This window comes from Oleiphilus sp. HI0061, from assembly GCF_001635675.1.
The window spans coordinates 1-9905 of the sequence record NZ_LWFE01001060.1 but is presented as its reverse complement, the minus strand read 5'-3'; the positions used below and the strand labels follow the sequence as shown (position 1 = coordinate 9905).

General features: G+C 45.8%; 13 protein-coding genes. 8 read left to right on the top strand and 5 right to left on the bottom strand.

Annotation, left to right across the window (positions count from 1 at the left end):
• Together A3735_RS14490 and A3735_RS14485 are read left to right on the top strand one after the other, a co-directional pair.
• The coding region (locus A3735_RS14490) for a uroporphyrinogen-III C-methyltransferase (protein WP_197485898.1) at nucleotides 1-290 on the top strand (290 nt) is incomplete at its 5' end.
• Nucleotides 287-1525, top strand: a complete 1239-nt coding sequence (locus A3735_RS14485; protein ID WP_068554147.1) for a heme biosynthesis protein HemY — start codon at nucleotides 287-289, stop codon at nucleotides 1523-1525. The genes A3735_RS14490 and A3735_RS14485, both read left to right, overlap by 4 nt.
• Before the next feature lie 61 nt (nucleotides 1526-1586).
• Here A3735_RS14485 and A3735_RS14480 read toward each other — a convergent pair whose 3' ends face one another.
• The 3 genes from A3735_RS14480 to rho all read right to left on the bottom strand — a co-directional run bounded on the left by A3735_RS14480 (nucleotide 1587) and on the right by rho (nucleotide 5492).
• Nucleotides 1587-2618 (bottom strand): 2Fe-2S iron-sulfur cluster-binding protein, encoded by a 1032-nt coding sequence (locus A3735_RS14480; protein WP_082865348.1) that lies wholly within the window; start codon nucleotides 2616-2618, stop codon nucleotides 1587-1589.
• A complete protein-coding gene (gene ubiD, locus A3735_RS14475; RefSeq protein ID WP_068512779.1) occupies nucleotides 2615-4099 on the bottom strand; it encodes a 4-hydroxy-3-polyprenylbenzoate decarboxylase in 1485 nt (494 codons plus the stop codon). The genes A3735_RS14480 and ubiD overlap by 4 nt, the downstream gene beginning before the upstream one ends.
• 130 nt (nucleotides 4100-4229) lie before the next feature.
• Complete coding sequence (rho, locus tag A3735_RS14470) at nucleotides 4230-5492, bottom strand: transcription termination factor Rho (protein ID WP_068512781.1); 1263 nt, start codon at nucleotides 5490-5492, stop codon at nucleotides 4230-4232.
• A 212-nt stretch (nucleotides 5493-5704) separates the two neighbouring features.
• Here rho and A3735_RS14465 point away from each other — a divergent pair, with 212 nt between their 5' ends.
• The 6 genes from A3735_RS14465 (at nucleotide 5705) to A3735_RS14440 (ending at nucleotide 9333) form a co-directional block, all read left to right on the top strand.
• Nucleotides 5705-6271, top strand: a complete 567-nt coding sequence (locus A3735_RS14465; protein WP_068512784.1) for a type II secretion system protein — start codon at nucleotides 5705-5707, stop codon at nucleotides 6269-6271.
• A 111-nt stretch (nucleotides 6272-6382) separates the two neighbouring features.
• Nucleotides 6383-7636, top strand: a complete 1254-nt coding sequence (gene glp, locus A3735_RS14460; RefSeq protein WP_068512791.1) for a gephyrin-like molybdotransferase Glp — start codon at nucleotides 6383-6385, stop codon at nucleotides 7634-7636.
• Between the two features lie 29 nt (nucleotides 7637-7665).
• A complete protein-coding gene (locus A3735_RS14455) occupies nucleotides 7666-7914 on the top strand; it encodes a MoaD/ThiS family protein (protein ID WP_068512793.1) in 249 nt (82 codons plus the stop codon).
• A gap of 1 nt (nucleotide 7915) precedes the next feature.
• Nucleotides 7916-8371 (top strand): molybdopterin synthase catalytic subunit MoaE, encoded by a 456-nt coding sequence (moaE, locus tag A3735_RS14450; protein WP_068512795.1) that lies wholly within the window; start codon nucleotides 7916-7918, stop codon nucleotides 8369-8371.
• A gap of 1 nt (nucleotide 8372) precedes the next feature.
• Nucleotides 8373-8825 carry a GNAT family N-acetyltransferase gene (locus A3735_RS14445; RefSeq protein ID WP_068512804.1) on the top strand — a complete coding sequence of 151 codons (453 nt, stop codon included), beginning with the start codon at nucleotides 8373-8375 and terminating at the stop codon, nucleotides 8823-8825.
• A gap of 94 nt (nucleotides 8826-8919) precedes the next feature.
• Nucleotides 8920-9333 carry a CBS domain-containing protein gene (locus A3735_RS14440; protein ID WP_082870359.1) on the top strand — a complete coding sequence of 138 codons (414 nt, stop codon included), beginning with the start codon at nucleotides 8920-8922 and terminating at the stop codon, nucleotides 9331-9333.
• Nucleotide 9334: 1 nt separating this feature from the next.
• Here A3735_RS14440 and A3735_RS14435 read toward each other — a convergent pair whose 3' ends face one another.
• Both A3735_RS14435 and A3735_RS28940 read right to left on the bottom strand, forming a co-directional pair.
• Nucleotides 9335-9769 (bottom strand): hypothetical protein, encoded by a 435-nt coding sequence (locus tag A3735_RS14435; protein WP_156499674.1) that lies wholly within the window; start codon nucleotides 9767-9769, stop codon nucleotides 9335-9337.
• Nucleotides 9741-9878, bottom strand: coding sequence for a molybdenum cofactor biosynthesis protein MoaE (locus A3735_RS28940; RefSeq protein ID WP_231882559.1), 138 nt, complete (start codon nucleotides 9876-9878; stop codon nucleotides 9741-9743). The genes A3735_RS14435 and A3735_RS28940 overlap by 29 nt, the downstream gene beginning before the upstream one ends.
• Between the last annotated feature and the right edge of the window lie 27 nt (nucleotides 9879-9905).

Genomic DNA, 9905 nt, shown 5'->3' with positions numbered 1-9905 from the left:
TTGCCTTACTAGAGCAAAACCAGGCTATTTTTACTCACAGCTTAAAACAAGCAAGCATTTGGCTAGAGAACTACTTTGATACTCAGGACAAACAAACGAAAACTCTGATTTCTAAACTCAAAAGTATGCAAACACTTCAAATAAGCTACGAAACACCCGATATTTCAAAGTCATTACGCTTACTGAAGACAAAAATTGAAGCCATGTATCTTAACCATAGCTTAGGCAAACTTTCCAACCCGACACCTTCAAGCACAGATAACAGTACCAAGCAGGAGCCAACACCATGAAGCGTTTACTCGTGTTGATTATTGTCGGCATGGCTCTAGCGCTTGGTGTTTCAGCGATTGTCAGCCATGACCCCGGATATGTTCGAATATCTTATGGAAACTGGCTAATAGAAAGTAATCTGGTCATCGCCGCACTCGCTATCGCTATTTTGCTTACTTTATTGGTATGGCTACTAGGGCTGAAACGTAAACTGGTGCATTCAAGCAAGTCTGTATCTAAGTGGTTTGGCCGTTCCGCCGAGTCAAGAGCTACGATAAAAACCGAGAAAGGTCTAATTGCACTACTTGAAGGCAACTGGGGCGTAGCGAGCAAGCTATTATCTAAATCTGCTACCAAGTCCCATAAGCCCTTAATTAACTACTTAGCCGCCGCTCACGCTTCCAACGAGTTAGGGCAGGTTAAGGATGCTGAGCTAATGCTGAAGAAAGCCTATGACAGCACCGAGGACTCCGACTTTGCTGTGGGGATCGCTCAAGCACAAATCCAGTACCAACAAGGGCAATATGAACCTTGCTTAGCAACACTATTACGCCTGCATAAACAACAGGCGCATCACCCCTTCGTTCTAAAGCTCTTGAAGTCGGTATACTTAAAATTAGAAGATTGGCACAACCTGATAAAGCTCCTGCCCTCCTTGCAAAAAGATGCCAAACTCGGCACTGATGAAATCAAAGCCGTCGAGTCTCTCGCCTGGAATAATCTTTTTGTACAGAAAACCGACGAGCTAATTAACCGCGCTCAACAAGACGCTGCCGACGATATTCTCGCAGGTTTATGGCAGTGTGTACCAACACCATTACAATTCGACGCGCAGTTGCTTGAAACGTACGCACTACAGCTTATTCGCCTTAACAACGATCACGAGTGCGAAACCTTAATCCGAAAAGCCTTGGAAAAGAAATGGGACGACAGGCTGGTTCGCGTCTATGGAATGGTCGCCGCTCAAAACACTTCCGAGCAACTGATCCACGCCGAACAATGGCTAAAAAGCAGACCCAACAATGCCAGCTTATTGCTAGCACTTGGTAGGCTTTGCCTAAGAAATGGTTTATGGGGGAAAGCTCAAGAATACTTTGAAGCGAGCAACAAACTACACGAAAACAAGGAAAGTCTCGCGGAGCTATGTCGCCTGAATATACGCCTAAATGCGAAAAATAATGCCGACAAAGAAGTATTCGAAGGGCTTATCGAGAATCTTGAGCTGCCAAAATTGCCCCTACCTGAGTCTCGATAGCCACTGAGCTAGACAGTATTTCTGCTTGGCTCTAAAACCATCATGCTTGCGCCACTAATATTTAAGAACGTGGCGCATATTCCAGAACATCGGAGAAGAAGTCTTGTTCTTCTAATCCGGCTTCCAGCAAGGCGTCCATTGCAGAATGAACAAGCTTTGGCGAGCCACTAACAAAAACCTTACTATCCGCTAAATTTGAAAAGTCTGCTAATACCGCATCACTCAATTGATTGTGATGAGCGTTTGCATCTATGTTTTCAATGTCTGCGATAAGCGGGTGGAATTCAAAGTGATCATATTTCGATGCCCACTCCTCAGCCAACTCTGCCAAGTACATATCTTCTTCTTTTCTAACTCCCCAATATAAGGCAAGCGGAAGCGAATAATTCTGCGCCAGGAGATAGTCAATAATAGACTTCATTTGAGCAAAGCCGGTACCAGCAGCCATCAAGATTAGCGGCTTATCAGGCACTTTTGGCAAACAAGCCTTTCCAAACGGTAAAGAGATCGTGACACTGGCTCCACTCTCCAACGCGTCCTTACAGTAGTCCACAATTTCAACCGCTGAGTTCAAGTGCGGATCAGCCTGAATGTGGAGGGTGATTTCTCGCAAGCCAGGCGCTGAAGCGATAGAAAAATAACTACCAGCATCCTTACCCGGCATCTCAAGTGCCAAATACTGCCCGGCATAAAACTCCGGCAGCTTGCCCGCAGGTAACTGCAACTCAACTTTATAAACATGCCCTCTAATCACTTCGACAGCGATTACTCGGCAAACCGTTTTCTTCACAGGCAATTCTCCTGGCCCATAGATATTATCTATTGTAATTTTGCTTGAGTTCACTGGCCAAGTCTGGCACAGCAACAAGTCTTTCTGTAGTGGCCCCTGAACCAGCTCCCTTCGGGGGCCGAATTCAACTTCGCCAGAAACGAGCTTGGCCCGGCATATCTCACAAACCCCGTTGCGGCAACTGACGGGCAACTTCAAGGCATATCTGTCAGCAATTTCATATACTGACTCTCCCGCATCAAAAGCCAATTCGTATGTGCGAAGCTGGCCTTCAACCCGTGACTCTATTTCGAGCACGTTCACTTGGACTGATCACCACCAAAGATGCCCAAGTCGTCCCACCTTTCATCAACTCGAGACTTTATCTCGTCAGTCATAGTAATTGGTTCACCCCATTCCCGGTTTGTTTCACCCGGCCATTTATTGGTTGCATCAAGACCCATCTTGGAGCCTAAGCCCGATACTGGCGAAGCGAAGTCCAAATAGTCTATCGGTGTGTTTTCAACCAAGGTGATATCTCTTGCCGGATCCATACGTGTCGTAATTGCCCAAATCACATCTTCCCACTCTCGTGCGTTAACGTCATCATCCAAGACAATTACGAACTTGGTATACATAAACTGGCGAAGGAAGGACCACACGCCCATCATCACGCGTTTAGCATGCCCTGGGTATTGCTTCTTCATCGTTACAACGGCCAGGCGATATGAGCATCCTTCCGGCGGCAAATAAAAATCGACAATTTCAGGAAACTGCTTTCTTAGAATCGGTACAAAGACTTCATTCAAAGCTAAACCGAGAATCGCAGGCTCATCAGGCGGCCGACCAGTATAAGTACTGTGGTAAATCGCATTTTTTCGATGAGTAATACGCTCGACAGTAAATACCGGAAAGGTATCCACTTCATTGTAATAACCAGTATGATCACCGAAGGGTCCTTCGGGTGCGACTTCATCAGGGTAAATGAAGCCCTCCAATACTATCTCTGCACTCGCTGGCACTGATAGGTCACTCAAGCCCGCTTTAGTCACTTCAGTTTTACTATCACGTAACAAGCCAGCAAAGGCATATTCAGATAAGGTATCGGGCACGGGCGTTACTGCACCGAGTATTGTTGCTGGATCAGCACCTAAAGCCACCGCAACCGGGAAAGGTTTACCTGGGTGTTTTTGCTGCCACTCTCTGAAGTCTAGTGCGCCACCACGGTGAGATAGCCAGCGCATGATCAGCTTATTCTTTGCAATCAACTGCTGGCGATAAATCCCCAGATTCTGGCGAGACTTTTCAGGCCCTTTTGTAATCACCAAAGACCAGGTCACCAAAGGTCCTGCATCGCCTGGCCAGCAAGTCTGGATAGGAAGCTTATACAGATCCACCTGATCTTTTTCGATAAGCACTTCCTGACAGGCAGCCGAGCGGACCTCTTTGGGCCCCATCGCCATCACCTTTTTAAATATCGGTAGCTTTTGCCAGGCATCCTTAAAACCTTTAGGTGGTTCAGGTTCTTTAAGAAATGCCAAAAGTTTGCCCACTTCACGTAGTGCACTGACGTCTTCTTGCCCCATTCCTAAGGCAACGCGCCGCGTTGTACCAAAAAGATTTGCCAACACTGGCATATTGTAACCCTTTGGGTTTTCAAACAGTAAAGCAGGCCCTCCTGCACGTAAAGTACGATCACATATCTCGGTCATTTCCAGATAAGGATCGACTTCCTGAGCAATACGCTTCAACTCACCTTGCGCTTCAAGTTGTTTGATAAAACTTCGGAGGTCATCATATTTCATAACTGACACAACAATCTCAATTCAATTCATAAAAAAACCGGTATAAATACCGGTTTATATTCTAGCCTGACGATGTTTAATTCAGCTCAAAAGTTTTATTTAACAAAGCTTTTGAGCCATCAACAACAGCCTATCGCTTCTTCATCGACAAGAAGAACTCATCATTTGTTTTAGAGTCTTTCAGCTTATCGAGAATAAATTCTAATGCTGCTAAGTCGTCATCCATACTATGCAATAGTTTACGCAGTATCCAAACACGCTGAAGCTCATCTTCACTCATCAACAAGTCTTCTCGACGCGTTCCTGAACGGCGAATATTAATCGCAGGATATACTCGCTTCTCGGCACAACGACGATCAAGGTGTACTTCCATATTACCGGTACCCTTGAACTCTTCGTAAATAACCTCGTCCATTTTAGAGCCGGTATCAACAAGAGCTGTTGCAATAATTGTCAGGCTTCCACCTTCTTCAACATTTCGAGCAGCACCAAAGAAGCGCTTCGGACGTTCAAGTGCGTGTGCATCAACACCACCCGTTAAGACCTTACCCGACGATGGAATAATCGTATTATAGGCACGAGCCAAACGCGTAATAGAGTCAAGGATAATGACGACATCTTTCTTATGCTCAACCAAACGTTTTGCTTTCTCGATAACCATCTCGGCTACCTGAACGTGACGAGCTGGTGGCTCATCGAAGGTACTGGCTACAACCTCACCACGAACCGAACGCTGCATTTCCGTTACTTCTTCTGGACGCTCGTCAATCAACAATACCATGAGGTGACACTCAGGGTTGTTGCGCGCGACAGACTGAGCAATATTCTGCATCATCAAGGTCTTACCCGCTTTCGGCGGAGAAACAACCAAGCCACGCTGTCCTTTACCAATTGGAGCAACCAAATCAAGAATACGCGCTGACAAATCTTCTGTACTACCGTTACCGGCTTCCAGAATAAGACGATCATTTGGAAACAAAGGGGTCAGGTTTTCAAATAAAATCTTATTTTTCGAGTTCTCAGGTTTATCAAAGTTGATCTGACTAACTTTCAAAAGCGCGAAATATCTCTCGCCGTCTTTCGGCGGACGGATTTTCCCGGAAATCGTATCCCCGGTACGCAAATTGAAACGTCTAATTTGGCTAGGTGAAACGTAGATATCATCTGGTCCAGCCAGATATGAGCCTTCTGCTGATCGCAAAAATCCAAAGCCATCCTGAAGAATCTCTAAAACACCATCTCCATATATGTCTTCGCCACTTTTTGCATGGCGCTTCAATATAGAAAAGATAACTGTTTGTTTTCGAGATCGAGCAAGATTATCCAAGCCCATTTCGGCAGCAATTTCGAGTAATTCTGGAACGCTTTTTTTCTTAAGTTCGGTAAGATTCATATTATGTAAAAGTTCAAATAGATACAGCGCGAGGCCGTTAAAGGAAAGTTGTGATGAATTTAATTTTTTTGGCGGAGTGCCACCCCAAATCGGGGATATTGTCAATAAAGATAGCGCAGATTATACGCTATATCCAGAAATATACTATTTTTTTTACAATTATCGCGTTTTCGTACCTATAATTAAATAAACTACTTAAGAAACATATATTTATGAAGCCGACTCTTCAACCCTTCAAATCCCAAGGTTTTACTCTGATCGAACTGGTCATTGTTATCGTATTAATTGGAGCGCTTGCAAGCATCGCGTTACCTAGATTTAGTGACCTATCTGATGAAGCTGAACTAGCGCAGGTTAGGAGCATTGCTGGAAATTTGCAGGCAGGCGTTAAAACTGTCAAAGCAGTCTTCCAGGCAGCAGGCCATACCACTCGCACCCAAAACCTGACAAACTTTGGCAATGGCACGATTGACACCAACAATATCGGCTACCCAATTGGTGTTGATAAAGGCACAGGTAATGAGAATATAGGGCAAGGCAACAACGGCTGCATTGGTGTCTGGCAGGGCGTATTGGAAAACCCGCCCTCAGTTGTTGTTGGCAACAACAATGAAGCCTATCGAGCTTACCGCCACACCGGCAACAGAGTCTGCAGCTACGCTTATCGCCTTAACGGCGACACTGGCAATCGCAATAACAGCTCCTTGGTTATCAAGTACGACTCGCGCGACGGTAGTGTCGTAAGCTGCGGCACTCACGCAGATCTACCCGCTTGCTAACTCTTCCTTAAGCGCTTGATGATCATCAACGATTTATTTCTGTTTTAGCGATACACTGCACACGCTAAACTAATAACCCGTTTTTCATCGTCGATACTGACAGAGCTATTTATGTCGAACACAAATCAAAGCTGCTGCGATTCAGCCGTCAAACACACCCTTAATCCTTTAGATGATATCATTGAGCGCTTAAAAAAATTGGCAAACCCGATATCGGAGACAGAATCAGTTGCACTTATTGATGCACACGAAAGAGTGCTCGCTGAAGACTTAGTCTCTACACTTAATGTACCGCCCACAGATAACAGTGCCGTTGACGGCTACGCACTAAACCTTGATGACTTCTCTGAGGGTAAAGCCTTCTGTATCTCACAACGCATTCCTGCCGGGCACCAACCCGAGACACTTGAACGTGGCACTGCTGCGAGAATATTTACCGGCGCCTCGATACCAGCAGGAGCGAACTGCGTCATTATGCAAGAACAGGCGACAATCAATGAGCACAACAAGGAGGTAACCTTTTCCTCCCAGCCTAACGCTAAGCAAAATATTCGCCCTCGAGGTCAAGATGTTCAACAAGGCCAGGTTATTTTACAAAAGGGCCTAGTCCTTTCCCCTGCCCGCGTTGGCTTAATTGCTTCGATTGGTATTGCTAAGGTCAAAGTGTTTCGAAGACTAAAAGTCGCTATTTTTTCAACTGGAGACGAATTGGTAGAACCGGGCGATAAGCCCTCTTCTTCACAAATATTTAACTCCAACCGCTACCTACTTACCGGCATGCTCAAAAGCCTGAACGCAGATATAGTTGATCTTGGCCTCATCCCAGATCAACTCGAAGCAACGGTTAAAGCTTTAAACTCGGCGAGTGATAAAGCCGACATCATCATTAGCACTGGCGGCGCATCCGTTGGCGAAGAAGACTATGTACAAAGTGCAATCAAGTCATTGGGGAGCATTGATTTCTGGCGCGCAGCCATCAAGCCCGGTAAGCCTTTTATGTATGGACAAATTGGCGAAACACCAGTACTCGGTTTGCCCGGAAATCCAGGCGCAGTATTTGTTACCTTTTCGGTATTGGCTCGCCCTTTCTTACTCCATAAGCAAGGTATTAGCGACACTAAACCTCAAAGTTACTCTCTTGCCCTAGACTTCGATATTAAAAAGTCCGGCCCCAGAAGAGAATTTCTGAGAGTTCAGCGAAGCCAAGGCAATCGTCTGATTCGTCACCCGAACCAAAGCTCTGGTATGCTAAGCTCTGCAAGCTGGGCGGAGGGTTTCGCTGTGATTAAAGAACACACTCAACCAAAAGCAGGGGATTCTGTCGAGTTTATACCTTTCCCTAGCATTTTTTCTTTGCCGGTATAGCAAGCATTATTAAGTTACGAGACGACCTTATGAATATCCTTTTTTTTGCCAGCTTGCGAGAGCAGCTCGACTGCGATAGCGAACAATGGACCGAGATCGACGGCATCCAGACGACTGGCGATATCAAATCCAAGCTTCAGTCACGGGGCGAACCCTGGTTAAGCGCGCTTGCTAACGAACGGATCATTATTTCAGTCAATCAGGATATCGCCGATGCAAGTACTGCTGTTAAAGTAGGAGATGAAGTAGCATTTTATCCCCCGGTAACAGGCGGTTAGTATGAAAATATCTGTCAGCGTTCAGCAAGAAGATTTCTCAATAGAAAATGAGTACCAGACTCTACGGAACAACCACGCCCTAGCAACTGGCGCGATCTGCACGTTTTCAGGCTTGGTTCGGGAATTCGGAGATCGCCCTAATGTAAATGGCATGTTCCTGGAGCACTACCCTGGCATGACAGAGCAGTGCTTACAGAAAATCATTCAACAAGCAGCTGAACGTTGGCAGATACTTGAAGCGAGAGTCATTCACCGCGTTGGCCCTTTGCACTTGAGCGAACAAATTGTCTTCGTTGGCGTAAGCTCTGCACATAGAGCAGATGCTTTTGCGGCCTGTGAGTTTATTATGGACTACTTAAAGTCCGACGCGCCTTTCTGGAAAAAGGAAATCACCAAAGACGGTGCTGAATGGGTTGAAGCAAAAGAGAGCGACCTAGATAGAAAAAAACGCTGGTAAAATGTCTGACTTAAGCCACAATAATTTCGCCCTGGAACGACTCGACCCGCCTCGCTTTCCTCTCGCCAAGCAATTCTATAAACAAGCGAACTACCATTCCCACGTCGGTAAAGAAGACGAGGTTTACATCCTTAGAAATAACAACTCAAACAATAAAATCGTTGCGGCTGTTCGCCTGGTCAAGAGCGATCAATATCTGATTCTACGCAGCATGGTCGTGGTTCCATCCGAGCAGCGGCAAGGCATAGGAAGCAGGCTACTTACCGAACTAAAACCACACCTGACAAATCGCGAGTGCTGGTGCTTTCCTTTTGAGTGGCTTAAAGACTTTTATGCTCAAATTGGCTTTCAGCTTCAGAATATAGAACAGGCTCCTCCTTATATCGCTGAATCTCTTCGTCGCTATCTTCGACAAGGACGAAAACTCACCCTAATGAAGCACCCGCTTGCTTGATTTTCCCCAGATATCCTCCATAGTGTATCTTACAACGGTGTCTAAATCGGCTTCATGCCATGACCCAGTCTGTACAGAATAAGGAGCAAGTGACGTGCATTCCGTAAAAATAAAAGATTATATGAGCCCAAATGTTTTATCCTTCAAACCTGAAGACAGCGTTATTACGGCTTTAAGAACTCTGGTAAAAAAAGGCCGTTCGGGCGCACCGGTAATAGATAATGAAGGGAAGCTGGTTGGTATTCTTTCAGAATTGGATTGTTTGAAAGAAGCTCTAAATGACGGCTACTACCAATCAGTAGGTGATCGAGTCGCCGATCACATGACGACCGAGCTAGACATGGTTGAACAAGAAGATGATATCATTGTCTGCGCAGAGTTCTTCACTTCTGGCCGACGACGACTACCGGTTATGGACGGCGGCAAGCTTGTTGGCATTATTACTCGTCAAGACTTTGCTCGCGCACTGATCAACCGTATTGACCATCCTCACCACGGTGACAACTAGATCATGAACTACTAGACTGAGCCAGCCCTTCAGGGTTTGGCTCAGGCTGTATTAAACTAATCATTTCCCATCCAACTGAAGGCTTTGCATCTGTTCTGCCTAAAGGCACAACCTGCTTATCTGGACGAATCGCAAACAATAGCGTCAGCCGATTACCATGGAGCTGTAAATAGTCCTCATAGGTAAACTCTTCAGAGAGCTGCGTCGTTCTAATTGTCGCGCCTTTACTTACCAAGCTCGCTAACTTTGCAAAGGTCGCTCCCTCGTCAAACTGATTTCGTGTTCGCACATATTTTTCAGACGATTGATGACTAGCGCGCACATCCTGATCACCTTCAGGCAAACCAAGAACACTCCCAACACCCATTAAGTCCAGATAATGATAGGTCGATAAAGTATTCAACTGTTTATAGGGCGAGATAGCCAACGAAGACAATTTGTTCGCTCAAGTGCAAAGGGCCAACGCGGTGAATGACTCTCGCTTCAAGTATCTGCCAACGTTCAGCTGCTTGTTGAATGATTTTCTGTAAGCACTGCTCTGTCATGCCAGGGTAGTGCTCCAGGAACATGCC

Excerpts from the sequence above, each read along its gene's own strand:
- A3735_RS28940 (WP_231882559.1), bottom strand. The coding sequence starts at position 9,878 with ATGACAGAGCAGTGCTTACAGAAAATCATTCAACAAGCAGCTGAACGT.
- A3735_RS14455 (WP_068512793.1), top strand. The coding sequence starts at position 7,666 with ATGAATATCCTTTTTTTTGCCAGCTTGCGAGAGCAGCTCGACTGCGAT.
- A3735_RS14445 (WP_068512804.1), top strand. The coding sequence starts at position 8,373 with ATGTCTGACTTAAGCCACAATAATTTCGCCCTGGAACGACTCGACCCG.
- ubiD (WP_068512779.1), bottom strand. The coding sequence starts at position 4,099 with ATGAAATATGATGACCTCCGAAGTTTTATCAAACAACTTGAAGCGCAA.
- glp (WP_068512791.1), top strand. The coding sequence starts at position 6,383 with ATGTCGAACACAAATCAAAGCTGCTGCGATTCAGCCGTCAAACACACC.
- rho (WP_068512781.1), bottom strand. The coding sequence starts at position 5,492 with ATGAATCTTACCGAACTTAAGAAAAAAAGCGTTCCAGAATTACTCGAA.
- A3735_RS14485 (WP_068554147.1), top strand. The coding sequence starts at position 287 with ATGAAGCGTTTACTCGTGTTGATTATTGTCGGCATGGCTCTAGCGCTT.
- moaE (WP_068512795.1), top strand. The coding sequence starts at position 7,916 with ATGAAAATATCTGTCAGCGTTCAGCAAGAAGATTTCTCAATAGAAAAT.
- A3735_RS14465 (WP_068512784.1), top strand. The coding sequence starts at position 5,705 with ATGAAGCCGACTCTTCAACCCTTCAAATCCCAAGGTTTTACTCTGATC.